The sequence below is a fragment of the uncultured Chitinophaga sp. genome (genome assembly GCF_937898475.1).
Taxonomy (GTDB): domain Bacteria; phylum Bacteroidota; class Bacteroidia; order Chitinophagales; family Chitinophagaceae; genus Chitinophaga.
Genome location: NZ_CALEJS010000013.1, coordinates 322,015 through 342,502, shown reverse-complemented (window position 1 = coordinate 342,502; position 20,488 = coordinate 322,015). Strand labels below are relative to the sequence as shown.

Sequence of the window (20,488 nt, the reverse complement as noted above, 5' to 3'; positions counted from 1 at the left end):
CATGGACAGGCAAATAGTAAAGTGTATCAGGTTTTTGGTGATATGCCTCTGCAGCAGTCTCCTGTTGCACCCTATCTTCCTGGGTGCCGGGAAAAAGAACGGGGATAAAGGTGCGCATGGCACCGCCAGCTTCTATGCGGACAAGTTCAATGGCCGCACCACCGCCAATGGCGAAGTGTTTGACAACAGTGGCATGACGGCCGCCCACAACACCCTTCCCCTGGGCTCTTATGTAAAAGTGACCAACCTCCGCAACGGCCGCTCCGTTATTGTGAAAATAACCGACCGTTTGCACCGCAATAACAAACGTATCATTGACCTTACCAAACACGCCGCCCGTCAGCTGGGCTTTGTAGCGCGTGGGCTCACAACGGTAAAGGTGCAGCGGGTTTAATTAAGATTTTTTTTCCAGCACTCATCAAAATGGTCATCCACCATGCCGGTGGCTTGCATAAAGGCGTAGCAGATAGTAGAGCCAACGAATTTAAATCCTCTCTTCAGGAGGTCTTTACTCATGGCGTCTGAAATGGGCGTTTTAGCGGGTATGCCGGAGGAGCCTTTGTAGTGATTGATGATGGGCTGGTGGTTAACAAACTGCCAGATGTATTTGTCAAAGCTGCCAAATTCTTCCTGCACCTTCAGGAAAGCTTTTGCATTGCTGATGGTGGCCAGTACTTTGAGCCGGTTGCGGATAATGCCCGGGTTTTGTAACAGCTTTTCCACTTTCGCATCTGTATAGCGGGCTATCTTTTTAGCGTCCCAGTTATCGAACGCTTTGCGGTAGTTTTCTCTTTTCTGCAATACCGTGTACCAGCTTAAACCAGCTTGCGCTCCTTCCAGATTTAACATCTCAAACAGGCGGGTATCATCGTGCAGGGGCACTCCCCATTCATGATCGTGATAGTCTTTGTATAGCTGGTCTTTCAGGCACCAGCTGCAACGGATCTTTTTATCTTCCATAAATCAAGGTAATTAATAATCAGTATTGCCCGGCTAAAATAAGCGAATAAGTGGTAATTATCCGACGCTTGTTTAGGTCGGACCTAACCTTAATCCGGAAAGGTAGAACCGGCTGTCAGCACCGAAACAAACACGGTATTTTTATGTGCATCAGAGGGCTGATAATTATTAATTGATAACCGGAAGTTGCAAGCCCCATTTCGTGATAAGCGTCTTAGCCTGTTTTTTGTAAGCTTCCAGGTCGGTAACGGTTTGTTTTATAAAGGTGTTGTCATCGAGTTTGCCGACTACGGTTTCCATTTCTGCTTCGCTTTCATAAGACATTTTCCGGAAGGGGTTCTGGTAGTCTTTTTCTCTTGAACGATAGATGTTGTCTGTAAGCTTTTCCATGGTGGCAACAGATTGCTGCAGATTTTGCATGAACAGATCAGGCGTAAGATCTTTGAAGGTTTTATCCTGCACAAAGAGCATGCTGGCGATAGCGTGCTGCAGTTTATCGTATGCATAGGTCTGGCCTGCCTGTTTATATGTTTCGTGCAGCTGGGCCCAGCCGTTGATCTTTCCTTTTTTGATCCGTGATTTAATATCTTCTACGGTGGCCGCTTTCATCAGCTGGCCGCCTACATTTATCCAGGAGCTGAGTCTGGCGGTTTTGGCGATGGCCTGCAGATCGGCAAATGAAGTGATGTTGCCAGCTGCAACGTGCAATAGTATATTGCGGATGCCGTATAATACAATCAGTTCTTTGAACAGCGGGTACACCTTTTCTACTTTGAGCAGTTGCACACAACGCTGGCTGTTTTCCATACCTTCTGCCAATACGGTGAGGCGGGCTACTTCTGCAGGGCGTTCCAGTAGCAGCCGGCGGCCTTTTTCGCGGAGTGCCTTATCGCCGGACTGGCCATTAGATTGTTGCTGCTGTTTTTGCCAGGCTTTACCTACAGCTGTTTCCATCAACGGCAGGGAGGCAAGCATTTCTTCCACACTATCAGGCGCCAGGTAGTCATATTCGATCAGCTGAATCTTTTCAGTACGTTTGTCGCGGTCAACATATTTCCAGGAGTTTCGGGCCAGGGCGTACATGTTGTGCAGGAACCAGTAACCGGGCATCACGCGCAGGCAGTCATCATGTTCGCTGTTCACCACCAGGCTGAAGGGAATGCTGATATGCAGCTCCTGCATGTAGTTGCCTTTGGCAAGCAGCGTAAAGCAGGCAAATTTTGAATTGTGCTTCAGCGTTACCGAAAGACCGGGCCAGAAGCCGCGTCCAGCGATCACTTCACCATCTGCCCCGCGTGAATTGTGGTTAGAGCCGATGGTAGCGCCGGCTGCCATGTTGCTTTGTCCCATGATCAGCGCCGCGCAGAGAAAAGAGTTATTATGGTGCTGCTCGTGTGCAGGGAAGATCAGTGAATTCAGCACCTCGCAACAGGAGATAGTGGCGTTATTGCCAAGATAGGAGTTGATCAGGCGGGCGCCGTATTTGAGCTGGGAATGCGAAGCCATCACAAAACGTACGGCCTTTACCCCATAGAATACGCGGCAGCCGTAGCCGACAATGCCGTTCACCATTTCACATCCTTCTCCTATCTGTGAAGCTGCTTCGGCGCTGCTGTTAACGGTCAGGTTCTTCAGCTTGTTAGCTCCTTTCAGGTAAGCATCACTGCCGATGGTTACATCTTTAATGATCTTACAGTTCTTGATCACGGAGCGGTCGCCCACCATGCCATAATAGCCGCGTTTTTTATCAAACTGTTTTTCAGTGAAGACTTTGAATTGTTCCTGCAGGGCGGCATCGTCGCGGCTGCGGGTCCACAGGTAAGCATCCCCGGGCAGCATACCGTCAAAGGGCATCACGCTGCGGCCGCCGTTCTCGTTGCAGAGCTCCAGCCATATACGGATGTTCTCCGACTCTCCGTCTTTAATGATACCGTTACCGAATTTGGAATGATCGGTAGTAGCCATCTCATTCACGTTGGCAATGATCACTTCATTACCGATGATATAATGGGAAAGGAAATTTACGTTGTGCACTACCACATTATCCCCGAAATCACAGGCGCAGATGGTGCTGTTATAAAGGCCTACCGGCAGCCGCAGGTTGTGAAATTCAAGGAAGTAGGGCTCCAGTTTGCCGATGCGCACCATTCCAAAAAAGTGGCAGTGCTGCACCAGTTGGGGGTTAAACTCATTGGCCACAAAAATGCAGTTCCAGTCGTCAGAAGTATTGTCATTCCTCACCAGTGTTTCTATCTCCTGTGCCGTAAGTTTGCGGTAGATATTATGCTTACCCCATTGCTGGTTGCGCAGGTAATATTCGTCTTTTCCTTTGGGTAAAAAGCTGGCATCAATGAAATGATAGCCCAGTTCCGTTAAGGGTTTCTTTTGTATCAGGTTCATGACAATTAAGTTTGAGGTCAGACATTATTCCACCGTCACTGACTTGGCGAGGTTTCTGGGTTTGTCTACATCATATCCTTTCGATACGCCGATATGGTAAGCGAGCAATTGCAGAGGGATCACGGAAATGATGGGCGATACCAGTTCATCGGCTTCCGGTACCTGTATCACATCATCTGCCATGGCAGGGATGATCTGGTCGCCTTCTGTTACAATTGCGATCACTTTTCCTTTGCGTGCTTTTATTTCCTGAATGTTGGAGACGATCTTTTCATAGAAACTGTCGCGTGTAGCTACGAATACTACGGGCAGCTGCTCATCCACCAGTGCGATAGGGCCATGTTTCATTTCTGCAGCGGGATAGCCTTCGGCATGTATGTAGGAGATCTCTTTCAGTTTCAGCGCTCCCTCCAGTGCCACGGGGAAGTTATAGCCGCGGCCCAGGTAGAGAAAGTCGCGTGCATCCTTATACTTTTGCGCTACCTGTTTTATCTGCTCGTTCAGCTTCAGGGCCAGGCCAACTTTTTCGGGTATATCCTGTAACTCGTCCAGCAGGTGCTGAAAGCGCTGCTGGCTGATGGAGCCTTTTTCTATCGCTACTTTCAGACCTATCAGGCACAGTACCGCCAGCTGGGCGGTAAAAGCCTTGGTGCTGGCCACTCCTATCTCAGGACCGGCATGCGTATATACGCCGGCGTGTGAAAGGCGCGCAATGGAAGAGCCTACTACATTACACACGCCCAGTATGATGGCGCCCTGTGCTTTGGCGCTTTCCATGGCTACCAGGGTATCTGCCGTTTCGCCGGATTGGGATACGGCGATGATCACATCTCCCGGTCCTACCACCGGGTTACGATAGCGGAATTCAGATGCATATTCCACTTCAACGGGTACGCGGCACAATTCTTCTATCATGTATTCCGCTACCAGTCCTGCATGCCAGGAGGTGCCGCAGGCAACAATAATAACGCGCCTTGCGTTGGCCAGTACATCTGTATATTCCCGGATGCCGCCAAGGGTCAGCTGTCCGTTTTTCGCATCCAGGCGGCCGCGCAGGCTGTCAAAAATGGTTTGCGGCTGTTCAAAGATCTCCTTCAGCATGAAGTGATCAAAGCCGCCTTTTTCAATAGCGGTGAGCTCAATATCCAGCTTCTGGATATAGGGTGTTTGCCTTTCGTTGGTAATGTTTTTCAGTATCAGTTCGTCTGCCTTTACGATCGCGATCTCGTAGTCGTTCACATACACCACTTCTTTGGTGTATTCTACAATGGGAGATGCGTCAGAAGCCAGGAAGTGCTCGCCTTTGCCTACGCCTATTACCAGCGGGCTGCCTTTACGGGCCGCGATCAGGGTATCCGGATTATCTTCATCTACAATCACGATCACGTAAGCGCCCACTACTCTTTTAAGGGCGATGCGTAAGGCTTCTTCAACAGCGCATTGATTGCTGTTGCGGATCTCCTCTATAAAATGTATCAGTACTTCGGTGTCGGTATCGCTTTCAAACTGGTGTCCTTTGTTAAGCAGTTCCTGTTTTAGCAGGGCATAGTTCTCAATGATACCGTTGTGTATCATGGCCAGCTTGCCATCGCCCGAAACATGCGGGTGGGAGTTGCGGTCGCAGGGTTCGCCATGAGTGGCCCAGCGGGTATGCCCGATGGCAATATGGCTCTGCATATTTTTGCCCGTCAGGAAATCTTCCAGCTGGGCCACCTTGCCTTTTTTCTTATAAACATGCAAGCCATGGTTGAGTATGGCAACGCCTGCGCTATCGTATCCGCGGTATTCAAGCCTTTTGAGGCCTTTCAATACAACGGGGTAGGCATCGCGTTGCCCTATATAAGCTACTATTCCACACATATTGCTAAAGTTTGTAAGTATTTTAGCTTGCAATATATGCTAATAACACTAATTACGTAGCAACTCTGTATCGAACAGTTTCAGGATCCGCTTATATTCATCCGTCCAGCTGCTGGGGGTTGTAAAGCCATGGTCCTCCATGGGATACACTGCCAGCTCCCAATTGTCCTTGCCCAGCTCTATCAGCTTTTGCGTCAATCTTACAATATCCTGGAAATGCACGTTCACATCCACCATGCCATGGCACATCAGCAGATGGCCTTTCAGGCCTTCGGCAAAGTAAATAGGGGAGGAGCGGCGATAGGCAATGCTGTCAGTAAAAGGCTCGTTCAGGATATTGCTGGTGTAGCCGTGATTATAATGCGCCCAGTCTGTAACAGATCGTAAGGCGGCCCCTGCAGCAAACACATCAGGTGTTGTGAACATACCCATCAGTGTGATGAAGCCACCGTAGCTGCCTCCGTAAATACCAATGCGTTTTTCATCGATGCCCAGTTGTTGCACCAGGTATTTTGCACCGTCTACATGGTCGTCCAGGTCCTTACCGCCCATATGACGATAGATGCCGGTACGCCAGTCGCGCCCGTAGCCTGCACTGCCGCGGTAGTCTATATCCAGTACGGTATAACCTTTATCCGCAAGGAGGTTGTGGAACATGTACTCCCTGTAATACTGGCTCCACCATTTATGTGCATTTTGCAGGTAGCCTGCGCCGTGAACAAAGATGACGGCGGCGCCATTCTTCTTAGCGGCTTCGGGAGTATATAAGCGTGCATATACATTGGCGCCGTCCCTTGCTTTGAAAGTGATCACTTCCGGGTCGCGCCAGGGGTAGCTGCGAAATGCTGCAGATTGTGCCTTATCTGTTACCTGTACCGGTTGTGCATTCGGTTTGTTAGCCAGCAGGAACAGTTCCCAGGGTTTGTTGCTATAGGAATAACGATAGGCAATCCATTGCTGATCGGGAGAAAGGTAGATCTCATGTGCACCCTGCTGCTGCGTAATGCGTTCTTTTTTGCTGCCATCAACAGATAAACGGTACAGCTGTTTTTCTCCCGGCGCCGGTTCATTGGTTACGATATAGAAATGCCGCTTATCGTTAGACAGCCATACATCCTGTACTTCATATTTGCCGCTGGTAAGCGCTTTGGTTTGCCCGGTATTTACGTTGGTAACATACAGATGAGAATAGCCGCTGACTTCGGACTGATACCAGCAGGTGTTTTCATCTATCCAGCCAATGTTAACGCCCCATCCGTTAATGCCGGGGCCCGCTATCCAGGCTTCATCACGTTGCCGGTTTAATAATTTCAGCTGGCCGCTGGCAGGTTGCAGCAGCATGATCCAGCGGTCTTTGTTATCTGCAGAACGCACGTCTGCAATGGCATGGGTGCCGGCGTCAGACCAGTAAGGGCCCTGTATCCGTACGGACCTTGGTTTGGCTGTTTTTGCGGTATCCGTCTTTTTCGTATAATCTTTCAGGTAATCCGGCTGATCATTGATACCGGGGATGGCGTTTGTTTTTACCAGGATGACAGTATCCCGCTGCCGGTCGTATACATAACTTTCAAATGTGCCTTGTGCTGCGCCTACTTTGGTGCGGGCGGAGATATCTTCGGTAAAGCCGCTTTCTGTTACAAAAGAAGGGACGATGGTGCTTGTAACGCCCGTGGGGCCGCGGTACAGGCGATAAGTGATAAAGCGTCCGTCAGGACTGATCACGATATTTTCGTGAGTTTTGTCGCCGGTATACAATGTACGCAGACCAGTTGCTTCATGTGCCTTGTTGAAGGCCTTTGCGCTGTCTTTACGGGCTTTGGCTTCCTTTAATACCTGCATGAGTTCCATCTGCTGGTTTTGCAGCCATTTTTCCTGCTCGTTCAGGGTAGGTGCAGCACCGGAAGGCGCGCTGCCACGCTGGAAGTTGGTCAGCTGCTCTGTAAGGCCGGCGGCAATGTCCCAGGAGTAAAGATTTTGTCCCTGCTGATACACAATCCTTTTTTCACCGAAGCTGAACAGCGGGTTGCTTTCATAGGCCGTGGTGCTGGTAATGCGGGTCAGTGTGTTGCTGGCAAGGCGCAGCAGGTAGATATCCCCGTTATAGGAATAGGTAAGCATTGTTTTGTCGCGGTTATATACTCCCTGTTCGCGGGCCCGTATCAAAGCCCTTTCAGCGGCGGGTGTTTTCACCGGTTTAACCTGGTCTACCCTGGCGGCATAAAGAGAATCTGCCGTTGCATTTTCCGGGTTCCAGTCAAAGTAAAAGGTTTTGTTGTCAGTGCCCCAGAAGATCTTATCCGGTGAGCTGCCTATCCATTTCGGATCACGCATAATCTTTTCAACGGAAAGGGAATTGCTTTGCTGGGCATAGGTATTGTCAAAGATCAATAAAATAATAGGAGACAGTAACCATTTTCTCATAGCAGAGTGTTATTTTGTTAAAAGTATAAAAACGGTGAAAACATTGGGAAAATATGTTGCTTTATTATGCCTGGTGCTGATGGCATGCGAGTCTAAGCCAGTGCGGCAGCCAGTGCCGCTGACAGAAGACAGCACCTTTCTGACGGGTACCTTCTTCCTGGTACGGCATGCGGAGAAACATCCGGGTGCAGATTCTACCTTAACCCAGGAAGGTCATGTGAGGGCCCATCATCTTTATACTTTGCTGGAAGATTCCGGTTTGCAGAAGATCTACTTCACGCCGTTCAAACGGACCGTGCAAACAGCCGATCCCCTGTTTGAGCACCTGCACCTAGACACGGCCTATTATATGCCCGATACCACCGGTGAATCCCTCATCTATGAGATCACCCGCCGGGAAGACTGGGGTAAGCGTTTGCTGATAGTGGGTCATAGCAATACCCTGCTACCCATTATGCGGGCCCTGAAAGCAAAGCCACCGGTAGATTCAATCGGTGATAAAGATTACAACAACCTTTTCATCATTTACAAACACCGTGACGCTGTTAAGGTACATTGGCAGAAGTTTAATTAATAATGCCAGGGCTACGAGTGTCAAGCCGGGCACAGGTTCCTGATTATTAATTATTCATTATTTATAGGAGAATGCCCTCCATAAATGCGTACGCCATTGAGAAGTAAATGAGCAGCCCCGTAACGTCTACCAGGGTGGCAACGAAGGGAGCGGAAGAAGTGGCCGGGTCAGCTCCCAGTCTTTTAAGCAGGAGTGGCAGCATGGAGCCGGAAAGCGTTCCCCATAGCACTACGCCTATAAGGGAGAAGCCAACGGTAATGCCTATCAGGAAGGTATGATCGCCATAGGTATGAAACAGCGAGTTCCAGAGCAGGATGCGTATAAAACCGATAAGGCCGAGTACTCCGCCTAGCATCAGTCCGGAGAGGATCTCCCGGCGCATTACCCGCCACCAGTCGTGGATATCTATTTCACCCAGGGCCATGGCCTGTATGATGAGGGTGGAAGCCTGTGATCCGCTGTTGCCGCCGCTGGAAATGATCAACGGTACAAAGAGGGCCAGCACCACTGCTTTGGCAATTTCATCTTCAAAGAAGCCCATAGCGGTAGCGGTCAGCATTTCACCGATAAACAGCACTACCAGCCAGCCTACCCTTTTCTTAACAAGTTTCAGCAGGGGCATATCCAGGTAGGGTTCATCCAGGGCTTCGGTACCACCTATTTTCTGGATGTCTTCCGTATGTTCTTCATTGGCGATCCACAACATGTCATCGATGGTGACAATGCCCAGCAGCACGCCCTGATCGTCTATAACAGGCAGGGCCACACGGTTTTCCATCCTGAACACCTGTATGGCTTCTTCCTGTTCGTCATTGGCATGCAGGGCTACAAAACGGTCGTCCATCAGGGTATGTACCAGGGTATTGGGGGATACCAGCAGGAATTCCCTGATCCTGAAGTCATCCATCAGTACGCCTTTTTCATCTACTACGTAGATTACGTCTATGGTCTCACTGTCCTTGCCATGTTCACGTATATAATCCAGCACCTGTTTTACGCTCCATTCTTCCCGCACGGCAATGTAGTCCGGTGTCATGATACGGCCTACGCTGTTTTCGGGGTAGCCCAGCAATGAGAGGGTGATCTTAAGCTCTTCGGGGGTGAGCAGCTTGATCAGTTCTTTAACGGCTTCGCTGGGCAGCTCGCCCAGGAAAGCGGCGCGGTCATCCGCCGGCAGTTCGTTCAGCAGCTCGGCCACTTTAGGGGCAGGGAGGCCGCGTATCACTTCCTCCTGCTGGGGGAAATCCAGTATCCTGAATGCTGCTGCTGCGCGGCTGATGGATAAGTTGTTGATGATCAGGTCGGCCTGCTCCGGATCCTCATAGATAAGCTCCGCTATATCTGTAATGAGCTGATCGTCCAGGTATACACGCAGTTCCTGGTGGTTACGCTCATTGGCCAGCAAGCTGAATTTTTCCAGTAAGGCTTCATTTTCCATATTCCATAGACTCTCGGGCGAAAATAACTAAATAAAATCGTCAACTCATGACTTACAATATTTCCTTTACATGCTTCCTGATATTCTCACAGATGGTATCGGTAGGCAGGTCATTGGCATCCTTGCCGAAGGGGTCTTCAATCTCTTCCGCTATCAGCTCAAGGCTGGCCAATACGTAGAAAACAAACACCACAATGAGGATCACCAGGTAATGCGCATTGAACACATAGCTGAAGGGCATGGTCATTACATAAAAGAAAATGAACTTCTTCAGGAAAACGCTGTAGGAGAAGGGGATGGGGGTGTTTTTGATCCTCTCGCAGGCGCCCACGATATCCGTAAAGGACTGCAGCTCCGCATTGATGGTAATGAGCTGGTCGCCGCTGATCTGCTGCTGGCGGTATAGTTCTTGTATCCTGGCCATGATATGACCGGCTACCTGGTTAGGCACGTGTTTTTGCGTATCTGGTGTGAAACCTGCTACCTGTTCAAGCTCTTCAGGAATAAAATCACTTCTTAAATGGTTTTTCATGCAGAAGGCATAATTGGGGATCATGGTCCTGAAGTAGGCCCTGCTGGCTTCGTCGCCTGCAGGCAGGATAGCGGCCAGCTTCATGGCCAGGTTACGGCAGTTGTTCACCAGCATACCCCATTGCCGGCGGCCTTCCCACCAGCGGTCATAGGCGGTATTGGTCCTGAATACCAATAGCAGTGATATTACAAATCCAAGCAGGCCATGTACGATAGACAGGTGCTGTACTTCCGGGATCCTTTTAAGGTGCAGCACCTCCAGCTCGAGGAAGGCGATGATGGCAGCGTACAGGGTCAGCGCTATGAACATGGGAAAGAGCTGCCGTACGGTATCTGCTTTGTGAAAACGGAATATAAAGGTGAACCACTCCTTAGGATTGTAATTGATCATTCGGATGCGTTTATAAAGGTTAGACCGAAAATATCTTTTTCCGGCCGCAAACCTAAAATTTTTACGCCTGATTTTGATAACTTGTTGCTTTACCTTTATTTTACGCTTCCTAAATTATACCTGACTTACAGAGCGAGTGCTATGATAAAGCCGTACTTATATGTTGACAAGACGAAGAAAAAAGGCAGAGGCGTCTTCACCAAAGAAAAAATACCTGCCGGTACACTCATTGAGGTATCCCCTGTGATCGTATTATCTTATGATGATACGGAGAAGGTAGACAAGACCAAGCTGCATAACTACATCTTTTTGTGGGGAGTACGGGAAACCCGCTCCTGCGTTGCGCTCGGCTTCTGCTCTATCTACAATCACTCTTACGACCCCAATTGCGAGTACGAAATGGATTTTGATGCTGAAACCATGAGCATCAAAACCCGTCGCGACATCAAAAAAGGCGAAGAACTGAGCATCAACTATAATGGCGAAGTAACCGATACCTCGCCGGTGTGGTTTGATGTAAAGAGATCGTAAGGGCAACTGTTAGCTATTGGCTATTAGCTTCTGGCTATTGGCTGTTGGCCGGTGGACCCATAAAAGACTAAAGGGGAATTATCTCTTTCCAGGACCTGATTGCCGGGATGATAATTTCCCTAAATTTGTAACTAAATATATAAGTACTTATATAATTTAATAACTGGTCTTAGCTAACTGCTAAGCGCCAACAGCTAACAGCTAATATGTTCTACCAGTCCTTAGGTTTCCTTGTGTTTGGCAGCCGCCTGCGGCGCTTAAGTGAGTACTTCCTCATGGAAGTGAACAAGGTGTATGAGCAGGAAGGTATTCCCTTTGACGCCAGCTGGTTCCCGGTTTTCTACGTGCTTTCCCGGCAGCAGCCCATGCCGCTGATAGACATTGCCGATACCCTCGAAGTGTCTCACTCTGCCGTTAGCCAGCTGGTAACCAGTCTCCGTAAGAAAGGCCTGGTTAAAACAGCGCCCTGCCCGGATGATGGCAGGCGTCAGCTGGTGGCCCTGACCAGGAAAGGAGAGGAGCTGCTGCAACAGGTACAACCCATATGGGAGGCCATCACCGCTGCTATGACAGAACTGACCGCTACCCATAAGCAGAGTAAACTGCTGCTGGAAGGCATTGCCCAGGTAGAACAGGCCGTACAGCAAACACCGCTGTCCATGCGGATCTCCGCACGCCTGCCCCGCAGGCAGGCTGTAAACCCGTAACCATTACCGCATTAACATACACCAAAATGAGCGAAGCATTCAAATACGGTATTGATCAGCTAACGGTTGGCTGCGTATTGAATATAGCCGCCGGCCGTAAAAAGGCTATCCTCACGCCCGAAGTCCTTGCCAGGATAAAAGCCAGTTATGACCATGTACAGACCATCGTTTCCCGCCATACCGTAGTATACGGTATCAATACCGGCTTTGGCCCGCTGTGCGATACCAGGATATCTGAGGAAGATACCCGGGCCTTGCAGTACAACATCCTGCAGAGCCATAGTGTAGGCGTAGGCGATAGCATTCCCGAAGAGGTGGCCCGGTTCATGCTCATTACCAAAGCGCAGTCGCTGGCGCAGGGTTACTCCGGTATAGCGCCCGCTACGCTGGAGCGCATTCTCTGGCATATTGAGCGCGGCATTACCCCGCTGGTACCTGAAAAAGGATCAGTAGGCGCCTCTGGCGACCTGGCTCCGCTGGCCCACCTGTTCCTGCCTTTGATCGGGCTTGGGCAGGTGTGGTATAAAGGCCGTATAACACCGGCTGCAGCGGCCCTGCAGGAAGAGGGTATGGCGCCGGTGGTGTTGGGGCCCAAAGAAGGCCTGGCCCTGATCAACGGCACCCAGTTTATACTCTCCTTTGCAGTAAAAGCCTTGCAGCGCTTTCACAATGCATTGGAAGCAGCGGATATTATCGGCGCTTTGTCGCTGGAAGGACTGATGGGCACCGCCAAGCCTTTTGATCCGCGCCTGCATGCCATCCGGCCCTACCCGGGCAACCAGCTGGTAGCGCAGCGTTTAAAGCTGCTGCTGGAAAACTCCGGTATCATGGCCGCCCACGTAGATTGCGGCCGTGTACAGGATCCCTACTCCCTGCGTTGTATGCCCCAGGTACACGGGGCCTCCCGTACGGCCTGGCAGCACCTGATGGAATTAACCACCATCGAGCTGAATGCCGTAACCGATAATCCCATTATCTTCAGTGCAGACGATACCATCAGCGGGGGCAACTTCCACGGCCAGCCACTGGCCATGGCACTTGACTACGCCACCATCGCGGCAGCAGAACTGGGCAACATATCAGACCGGCGCTGCTATATGATGATAGAAGGACGGTACGGGCTGCCCAAACTGCTGATCGAAGATGCCGGGCTGAACTCCGGTTTTATGATCCCGCAGTATACCACGGCAGCATTGGTAACAGAGAACAAAACCCTGTGCTTTCCCGCCAGCGCTGATAGCGTGCCTACCTCACTGGGGCAGGAAGACCATGTGTCTATGGGCGCTATCAGTGCGCGCAAGCTGAACCAGGTGATCAGTAACCTGGAATACATCCTGGCCATAGAGCTGCTGTACGCCGCCCAGGCTGTTGATTTCCGCCGCCCGCTTAAATCAGGTCCCATACTCGAAGCCTGCCATAGTTACGTCAGGGAAAAAGTGTCCTTCGCCAGGAAAGACCGCATCTTTGCAGATGATATCCGCGCCCTGCATACCATCATCACCGATCAGTCCTTCGTTCGTTTAGCCAACGAGGTAGCCACCATACATCAATTACCCTTAAACGGCATTTATCATGACCAGTTCGGACTTTATTAATACCTACGCGGATCACCCGCATTATAGAGCGCCCCGTGGCACACAATTGCATGCAAGAAGCTGGCAGACTGAAGCGCCGCTGCGCATGCTGCTCAATAACCTTGATCACGAAGTGGCAGAGAATCCTGATGAACTGGTGGTGTACGGAGGTATAGGCCAGGCGGCCCGCAACCGCGACGCCCTGGAAAAGATCATCCGCCTGCTGCTGGAACTGGATGAAGAGCATTCTTTGCTGGTGCAATCAGGCAAGCCTGTGGGAATTGTGCGTACCCATCCGCAGGCTCCACGGGTATTGCTGGCTAACAGTAACCTGGTGCCTAAATGGGCCACCTGGGAGCACTTTAACGAGCTGCGCTCCAAAGGGCTGATGATGTTTGGCCAGATGACTGCCGGCAGCTGGATCTATATTGGCACGCAGGGTATACTGCAGGGCACCTACGAAACCTTTGTGGAGTGCGGCCGCAAACACTTTAACGGCCACCTGAAAGGTAAGCTGCTGGTGACAGCAGGCCTGGGAGGTATGGGCGGCGCACAGCCCCTGGCAGCCACCATGGCCGGTGCGGTGTTCCTGGGTGCAGATGTGGACCCCGCCCGTATCCAAAAGCGTTTGGACACTAAGTATATAGACCGCATGACGCATTCTTACGAAGAAGCCATTCAATGGGTGAAAGCCGCACAAACCAGTGGCGAAGCGCTTTCTGTTGGCCTTGTAAGCGATGCCGGCGATCTGCTGGAAAGATTATTGCAGGACAATATCACACCGGATATACTGACAGACCAGACATCTGCCCATGATCCGGTGAACGGCTATGTGCCCAACGGGTTATCACTTCAGGAAGCAGCTGCACTGCGTAAAAGCGATCCTGCTGCATATGAAAGGCGCTCCCTGAAAAGTATGGCCCGCCATGCAGGATACATGCTGCAGCTGCAAAGCCGTGGCGCCATTACATTTGATTATGGCAACAACCTGCGGGAGTTTGCCAAAGCAGGCGGTGAAGCTAATGCGTTCAATTTCCCCGGCTTTACGCCTGCCTATATACGTCCGCTGTTTTGCGAAGGCAAAGGGCCTTTCCGCTGGGTAGCGCTCTCAGGTGATCCGGAAGATATTTACACCACAGACCGTGCGTTAATGGAAGCCTTCCCTGAGAACACCGCCCTGATCAACTGGTTGAAACAGGCGCAGCAGAAAGTGGCTTTCCAGGGGCTGCCCTCCCGCATTTGCTGGCTGGGCCTTGGCGAAAGGGAAAAGGCAGGCCTCATTTTTAATGAGCTGGTACGCAGCGGTAAAGTAAAAGCGCCTATCGTAATAGGCCGCGATCACCTGGACTGCGGCTCTGTGGCCTCACCTAACCGCGAAACAGAAGCCATGAAAGATGGCTCCGACGCAGTGTCCGACTGGCCGCTCCTCAACCTGATGTCTAATACTGCCGGCGGCGCTACCTGGGTATCCTTCCATCACGGCGGCGGCGTAGGGATGGGGTACTCCCAGCATGCAGGCATGGTAATAGTGGCAGATGGAACAGAAAGGGCAGCCGCCTGCCTTAAGAGAGTATTGTTCAATGACCCTGCCCTGGGCATTTTCCGTCATGCAGACGCAGGCTATGAAAAGGCACAGGAATGGGCGGACAAATTCAACATTAGGATTGTTTGAAAGGTTTGAACGTTCAAGGATGTAAAGGCGTCACAACCAACAGGACGTCCTTCAGACTTTCAAACGCTTAATCGTCCAAACTGGTAATTAACTCGTAATTATGTTACTGATCGGTCCTTTCAGTCAGATACTTCCCATGAGCGGGTTGCCGTTAAAAGGTCCCCTGCAGGATGAACAGCTGCCGGTGATAACACAAGGCGGCATAGTGGTAACAGATGGCGTGATCACTGATATGGGGCGCTTTGCAGCATTGCGGCTGCAGTATCCCCAGAGTGAGGTGCATTTTATTGACAAGCCTATGGTGTTGTTGCCCGGCTTTATTGATTGCCATACGCACATCTGTTATGACGGCACCCGCAACCGTGATTACGCCATGCGGGTAGCCGGTAAAAGCTACCTGGAAATAGCCCGCGCCGGTGGCGGTATATGGGATTCTGTGCTGAAAACACGTATGGCCGATGACGTTACCCTGGCAGAAAATACCGTAGCGCGCGCTAACCGCCACCTGAAAGAAGGGGTTACTACTATAGAAGTAAAGAGCGGTTATGGACTGGATATGGTAAGTGAAATGAAAATGCTGCAGGCCATACAAAGCGCCTCCCTGCACACGCAGGCTACCCTGATACCTACCTGCCTGGCGGCGCATATGCTGCCGAAAGACTTCCCGGGTACGGAGACCGAATACCTTAACCGGGTGCTGGCCGAATTACTGCCGGTAGTACAGGCAGAACAGCTGGCGGCCCGGGTGGATATCTTCATAGAGGAAACGGCTTTTACGCCGCAGGCAGCCCGCTCATTCCTGGATAAAGCAATCGCCATGGGATTTGCAGCTACCGTGCATGCAGATCAGTTCAGCACCGGGGGCAGCGAAGTAGCGGTTGCAGCAGGCGCCTTGTCGGCAGACCACCTGGAAGCCAGTACAGATAAAGAGATCACGCAGCTGGCTCATTCGGGAACTGCAGCTGTAGTATTACCCGGCGCCTCACTAGGCCTGGGTATGCCTTTTGCGCCGGCCCGCCGCCTGCTGGATGAGGGCGCCAGCCTGGTTATTGCCAGCGACTGGAACCCGGGCTCTGCCCCTATGGGCGACCTGCTGCTGCAGGCGGCTGTATTAAGTGCTGCGCAGAAACTGTCTGTGGCTGAAACGCTGGCAGCGCTTACGGTAAGGGCAGCGCCGGTATTACAATTGCGCCAGACCGGTGAACTGGGACTGCACTATGCAGCAGACATGCAGGCCTATCCCAGTGGCGACTACCGCGATCTGCTCTATTACCAGGGAAAGATGAAACCTGCTATGGTGTGGAAGAAAGGAGTGATGATCAGCTAAACCTTTTTTATGATAAGCACAGGCAAGATAGCTGCCAAGTATTACCGGGCCACCGCCCCCAATACCTGGACGGGCAGGATAGACGGCGCCGAGCCTGAATTGCAAAGGTGGCACCAGCGTATACAATTGCACGATCTTTCAAAGGCGCCTTTGCCCCCACTGAGCGCCGGACAAAAAGGCCTGGCATTGCTGGGCTTTGTCTGCGATGAGGGGGTGCGGCGCAGCAAAGGCAGGGTAGGAGCCGCAGAGGGGCCGCTGGCCCTGCGCCGCGCCTGTTCTCCCTTACCGGTGCATTTTAAGACAGACAACCTGCTGGTAGATGCAGGAGATGTATTATGCCCCGACGCCAGCCTGGAAGCGGCGCAGGAAGTATTGAGCGAAGCCGTGCCGGGTATCCTGTCTGCCGGCTACCTGCCGGTATTGCTGGGCGGCGGACATGAAATTACGTATGGCCATGTTCGTGGTATCCACAAATTCCTGCAGCAGCAGGGAACCATACCTGCCGCGGGCCTTATTAATTTTGACGCTCATTTCGATCTGCGTATACCTGGTCCTGACGGACCCAGTTCCGGCACTGGTTTCTGGCAGCTGGCGCAGGATTGTAAACAGCAAAAGATACCTTACCATTACCTGGCGCTGGGTATACAGCAGCACAGCAATACGCCCCAGTTGTTTCGTATAGCCAGGGAGTCGGGGGCGCAGCAAATCCCTGCAGACGCTTTTCATATGCAGGATAAAGCAACGCTTTATACAGCCATACAATCCATGCTGCAGCAAACAACACACATATACCTCACCATAGATCTCGATGTTTTTGCAGCGCCCTTTGCGCCCGGGGTAAGCGCTACTGCCTTTAACGGTATTTTGCCGGGCGGCCTGTTTATGGAATGCTACCGCACTATTCTTCAAAGCGGTAAAATAACAGGGATAGATATTGCGGAGCTGAACCCTGCCCTGGATATTGATGCCCGCACGGCCAAACTGGGGGCTGCGCTTATCTACGAAGCAGTACAGCATTATTTGTCGGCTTAACGTGTTCAGATAAGACTGACATCCGGTTTCTGCCGGAGTAGTGAACGGCATTGCTGCAGTTCTTTTCGTATGTCTACGGTAATGCGCCTGCATAGCGTTGTAGCTCCCTTGGGTACGGTAACGCCTATATTCTTCATTAAACGGGTGCTATCACTCACAAACTGCCGGAAGGCTACCAGGTCGTGCCAGGTGCCCAGCTGTGAGCCGGTTTTGTTGGCAAAGTCCATGATTCTTTTTGCGGGGCCGGCGGGCCCCAGTAAAGGTTCCGTCATTTCAAGGTGGTAGTAGAGGCGTTTTACGGCTTTCCGTACATCATGCCATTGTTCAGCCGGTACGGTGCCCCTGGGCGCTGCGATGGCTGCAAATTCTTCCTGCAGGTAGGCTTTTAACTGCAGCAGGGAAATATTGTTCTCCTGCGGTTGCTTTTTCAGCAGCTGTGCAGGCAGCGCTTTAATGAACCGCACAGGAAAAGCAGCTGCAATGTTCTGAGCCTGCTGCTCCGCGGCTTGCTGATGGCTTTTTAACAGCAGGTAAAGGATACGGAAATATTGCGGGTTTTGTTCGATATAACGACGCAGGTGCTGCTGTTGCAGGTCAAGGTCCCTGGTGGCGCCAACGGCCAGGTGCAGTACTTTGAGCAGCCGTACATACCGGGATCCTCTGAAGGCATCGCCGGATAAATGCCTGGCCAGCGCAATACAGGCCCGGGTTTTTTTGATGGATACACGTAGTTTGTGTACATCCTTCCTGCCCGCCCTCTTCCCAATCTCAGGCAGGAGTTCCGCAATGGTATTGCATTGCTGCTCAAGGTATTGATGTAAAGTTTCCCACATGCGCTACAGCTAATTAAAGTTAACGATATATTTGCACTTCATTTTAAACCCCTGAATTATGATTAAGTTCATCCCCGCACTTGGCGGCATGCTATTGGCCGCAACGTTATCGTTACCCCTCAGCGCCCAGAAGCTTAAACTCACAGAAGGCACGCTGGATGTGCTCAAGGGACAAACAGAAATTAACACCGCGTTCGCTTACGACAACCTGAAAGTTGGTAAGTACGACAAAGAAGAAGATTACATCAAGGACAAAACAGCTGACTACAACAAAAAAGAGGCCGGAAGAGGCGACAGCTGGGCCAAAGCCTGGAAAGACGACCGCGAAGCCCGCTATGAGCCTAAGTTCATTGAGCTGTTCAACGACAAGGGAAACATCAAAGCAGTTCACAACAAGGACGCTAAGTACACCCTGGTCTTCAAGACCTCTTTTATTGAGCCTGGCTTTAACGTAGGTGTATGGCGTAAGAATGCCTCAATGAACGGTGAAGTATGGATCGTGGAAACAGCCAACCCTTCCAAAGCGCTGGCTAAAATATCTGTAGACAAAGCCCAGGGCCGCGTTTTCGGTGGTTTTGACTTTGATACAGGCGTACGTATAGCCGAAGCCTATGCTGATGCCGGCAAAGCGCTGGCTAAGTTCATAAACAACTAGTTATAAAATTCCAAGGACCAAAATCCAAATTCCAAAGGCTTCGTTTAAGATGGCTTACTTCAGGTAGGCTGCTCTAATGGTAGCTTTTGGAATTTGGATTTTGGTCTTTGGACTTTGGAATTTTAAAACACAATTGTTTTGTTGCCGTGCACAATTACCCGCTCTTCTATATGTGCTTTTACGGCCCTGGTGAGTACCTGTCTTTCAATATCCTGTCCCAGTAATACCAGGTCATCAACCGCATGCCGGTGGCTAACCCGGGCAACGTCCTGCTCAATGATCGGACCTTCGTCCAGGTCATCTGTTACATAATGCGCGGTAGCGCCTATCAGTTTTACGCCCCTGGTATAGGCGTTCAGGTAAGGCCTGGCGCCTGCAAAAGCAGGCAGAAAGGAATGGTGTATATTAATAATGCGCCCCGGGAAGATGCTTACAAACCCCGGAGACAGTATCTGCATGTACCTGGCCAGTACAATGAAATCTGTCTGATGCCGCTGAAGCAGCGAAATAGCCTCCTGTTCCTGTGCCGCTTTATTGGCGGCTGTTACAGGCAGGTAGTAAAACGGAATGCCGAAATCCGCTACTGTTTTATGCAGGTGATCGTGGTTGGATATCACCAGCGGAATATCTACCGCCAGTTCCCCGTTGCGCCAGCGCCAGAGCAGCTCTACCAGGCAATGGTCATACCTGGATACCATGATCGCCATCTTTTTGCGGTGGTCAGTATAGTCAATACGCCACTCCATCTGCCGGGGTAAGGCTACCTTTTCCCTGAAGGCCTGCTCCAGCTCTTCGCGGCTCATGCCGGTGTTCTCCAGGTGAAATACCATACGCATGAAGAAAAGCCCTTCTCTCGGGTCTGTACTGTGCTGACTCGCATCCAGTATATTGGCGCCATGGGAGAAAAGGAACTGCGAAACCCCCGCCACAATGCCGGGTCCGTCTGGACAACAGATCAACAACCTGCCGGTAATATCGGTATATGGATGCATGGATAAACGGCTTTATAATCTGTAAAATAATAACAATTACATTTGTTATTTTCTAATTGTAGGCTGCATATGAAAAAGATCGGTTTAATGTCGGATACGCATAGTTACCTGCACCCGCAGGTGTTTAAATATTTTGAGCAGGTAGATGAGATCTGGCATGCCGGCGATATTGGCAATACCGCCCTGGCCGATGAGCTGGAAGCTTTCAAACCTTTCCGTGCCGTATACGGTAATATAGATGGGGCGGATCTCCGTGTCCGCTACCCGGAGGATCTGCATTTTACGCTGGAAGGAGCAGGTGTGTTCATGACCCACATTGGCGGTTATCCGGGTAAATATACACCCGGCGTAAAGGAGAAGCTGCTGCAACATCCTGCAAAGCTCTTCATCTGCGGGCATTCACATATTCTGAAGGTAATGCCCGATCCTGCACTGCAGCTGCTGCACATCAATCCCGGGGCCTGTGGCCAGCAGGGCTGGCATAAGGTAAAAACGCTGGTGCGCTTTGAACTGGAGGGAGGAAATATCGGCAAGCTCGAAGTAATAGAGCTAACAAAGTAAGGAGCATAAAAAAAAGGGCAGCAAACGCT

Annotated in this window: 18 protein-coding genes; 10 read left to right on the top strand and 8 right to left on the bottom strand. The window is 51.1% G+C overall.

Going from position 1 to position 20,488, the window contains the following annotated elements; genetic code table 11:
• Position 1: 1 nt before the first annotated feature.
• Complete coding sequence (locus Q0577_RS07025) at positions 2 to 394, top strand: septal ring lytic transglycosylase RlpA family protein (protein WP_298734103.1); 393 nt, start codon at positions 2 to 4, stop codon at positions 392 to 394.
• Here Q0577_RS07025 and Q0577_RS07020 read toward each other — a convergent pair.
• The 4 genes from Q0577_RS07020 to Q0577_RS07005 form a co-directional block, all read right to left on the bottom strand.
• Positions 391 to 960 carry a DNA-3-methyladenine glycosylase I gene (locus Q0577_RS07020; protein ID WP_298734101.1) on the bottom strand — a complete coding sequence of 190 codons (570 nt, stop codon included), beginning with the start codon at positions 958 to 960 and terminating at the stop codon, positions 391 to 393. The genes Q0577_RS07025 and Q0577_RS07020 overlap by 4 nt on opposite strands.
• A 168-nt stretch (positions 961 to 1,128) precedes the next feature.
• Positions 1,129 to 3,360 (bottom strand): DUF4954 family protein, encoded by a 2,232-nt coding sequence (locus Q0577_RS07015; protein ID WP_298734099.1) that lies wholly within the window; start codon positions 3,358 to 3,360, stop codon positions 1,129 to 1,131.
• A gap of 24 nt (positions 3,361 to 3,384) precedes the next feature.
• Positions 3,385 to 5,220 carry a glutamine--fructose-6-phosphate transaminase (isomerizing) gene (glmS, locus tag Q0577_RS07010; protein WP_298734097.1) on the bottom strand — a complete coding sequence of 612 codons (1,836 nt, stop codon included), beginning with the start codon at positions 5,218 to 5,220 and terminating at the stop codon, positions 3,385 to 3,387.
• A gap of 48 nt (positions 5,221 to 5,268) precedes the next feature.
• Positions 5,269 to 7,641 (bottom strand): prolyl oligopeptidase family serine peptidase, encoded by a 2,373-nt coding sequence (locus Q0577_RS07005; RefSeq protein WP_298734095.1) that lies wholly within the window; start codon positions 7,639 to 7,641, stop codon positions 5,269 to 5,271.
• Positions 7,642 to 7,675: 34 nt separating this feature from the next.
• Here Q0577_RS07005 and Q0577_RS07000 point away from each other — a divergent pair, with 34 nt between their 5' ends.
• Positions 7,676 to 8,215 (top strand): histidine phosphatase family protein, encoded by a 540-nt coding sequence (locus Q0577_RS07000; RefSeq protein WP_298734093.1) that lies wholly within the window; start codon positions 7,676 to 7,678, stop codon positions 8,213 to 8,215.
• A 61-nt stretch (positions 8,216 to 8,276) separates the two neighbouring features.
• Here the strand turns inward: Q0577_RS07000 and mgtE are convergent, their stop codons facing one another.
• Together mgtE and Q0577_RS06990 are read right to left on the bottom strand one after the other, a co-directional pair.
• Positions 8,277 to 9,653 (bottom strand): magnesium transporter, encoded by a 1,377-nt coding sequence (gene mgtE, locus Q0577_RS06995; protein WP_298734091.1) that lies wholly within the window; start codon positions 9,651 to 9,653, stop codon positions 8,277 to 8,279.
• Positions 9,654 to 9,705: 52 nt separating this feature from the next.
• Positions 9,706 to 10,575, bottom strand: coding sequence for a bestrophin family protein (locus Q0577_RS06990; protein ID WP_298734089.1), 870 nt, complete (start codon positions 10,573 to 10,575; stop codon positions 9,706 to 9,708).
• Between the two features lie 141 nt (positions 10,576 to 10,716).
• Here Q0577_RS06990 and Q0577_RS06985 point away from each other — a divergent pair, with 141 nt between their 5' ends.
• The 6 genes from Q0577_RS06985 to hutG all read left to right on the top strand — a co-directional run bounded on the left by Q0577_RS06985 (position 10,717) and on the right by hutG (position 17,418).
• Positions 10,717 to 11,106 (top strand): SET domain-containing protein, encoded by a 390-nt coding sequence (locus Q0577_RS06985; RefSeq protein ID WP_298734087.1) that lies wholly within the window; start codon positions 10,717 to 10,719, stop codon positions 11,104 to 11,106.
• Between the two features lie 206 nt (positions 11,107 to 11,312).
• A complete protein-coding gene (locus tag Q0577_RS06980) occupies positions 11,313 to 11,813 on the top strand; it encodes a MarR family transcriptional regulator (protein WP_298734085.1) in 501 nt (166 codons plus the stop codon).
• A 26-nt stretch (positions 11,814 to 11,839) separates the two neighbouring features.
• Positions 11,840 to 13,408 carry a histidine ammonia-lyase gene (gene hutH, locus Q0577_RS06975; protein ID WP_298734083.1) on the top strand — a complete coding sequence of 523 codons (1,569 nt, stop codon included), beginning with the start codon at positions 11,840 to 11,842 and terminating at the stop codon, positions 13,406 to 13,408.
• The gene (gene hutU, locus Q0577_RS06970; RefSeq protein ID WP_298734081.1) at positions 13,386 to 15,059 is read left to right on the top strand and encodes a urocanate hydratase; all 1,674 of its coding nucleotides are present in this window, start codon (positions 13,386 to 13,388) and stop codon (positions 15,057 to 15,059) included. The genes hutH and hutU overlap by 23 nt, the downstream gene beginning before the upstream one ends.
• Before the next feature lie 100 nt (positions 15,060 to 15,159).
• Positions 15,160 to 16,386: an imidazolonepropionase gene (gene hutI, locus Q0577_RS06965; RefSeq protein WP_298734079.1), complete on the top strand. Its 1,227-nt coding sequence runs from the start codon at positions 15,160 to 15,162 to the stop codon at positions 16,384 to 16,386.
• 9 nt (positions 16,387 to 16,395) lie between these two features.
• Positions 16,396 to 17,418: a formimidoylglutamase gene (hutG, locus tag Q0577_RS06960; RefSeq protein WP_298734077.1), complete on the top strand. Its 1,023-nt coding sequence runs from the start codon at positions 16,396 to 16,398 to the stop codon at positions 17,416 to 17,418.
• Positions 17,419 to 17,423: 5 nt separating this feature from the next.
• On the opposite strand, the gene Q0577_RS06955 is transcribed toward hutG, so the two are convergent.
• Entirely contained in the window at positions 17,424 to 18,251 is an 828-nt protein-coding gene (locus tag Q0577_RS06955; RefSeq protein ID WP_298734075.1) for a CHAD domain-containing protein, read from the bottom strand.
• A gap of 58 nt (positions 18,252 to 18,309) precedes the next feature.
• On the opposite strand from Q0577_RS06955, the gene Q0577_RS06950 reads away from it, so the two are divergent.
• The gene (locus Q0577_RS06950; RefSeq protein WP_298734073.1) at positions 18,310 to 18,906 is read left to right on the top strand and encodes a hypothetical protein; all 597 of its coding nucleotides are present in this window, start codon (positions 18,310 to 18,312) and stop codon (positions 18,904 to 18,906) included.
• 122 nt (positions 18,907 to 19,028) lie between these two features.
• Here the strand turns inward: Q0577_RS06950 and purU are convergent, their stop codons facing one another.
• Complete coding sequence (gene purU, locus Q0577_RS06945; protein ID WP_298734071.1) at positions 19,029 to 19,898, bottom strand: formyltetrahydrofolate deformylase; 870 nt, start codon at positions 19,896 to 19,898, stop codon at positions 19,029 to 19,031.
• Positions 19,899 to 19,967: 69 nt separating this feature from the next.
• Here purU and Q0577_RS06940 point away from each other — a divergent pair, with 69 nt between their 5' ends.
• Positions 19,968 to 20,459: a metallophosphoesterase family protein gene (locus Q0577_RS06940; RefSeq protein WP_298734069.1), complete on the top strand. Its 492-nt coding sequence runs from the start codon at positions 19,968 to 19,970 to the stop codon at positions 20,457 to 20,459.
• Positions 20,460 to 20,488 lie beyond the last annotated feature (29 nt).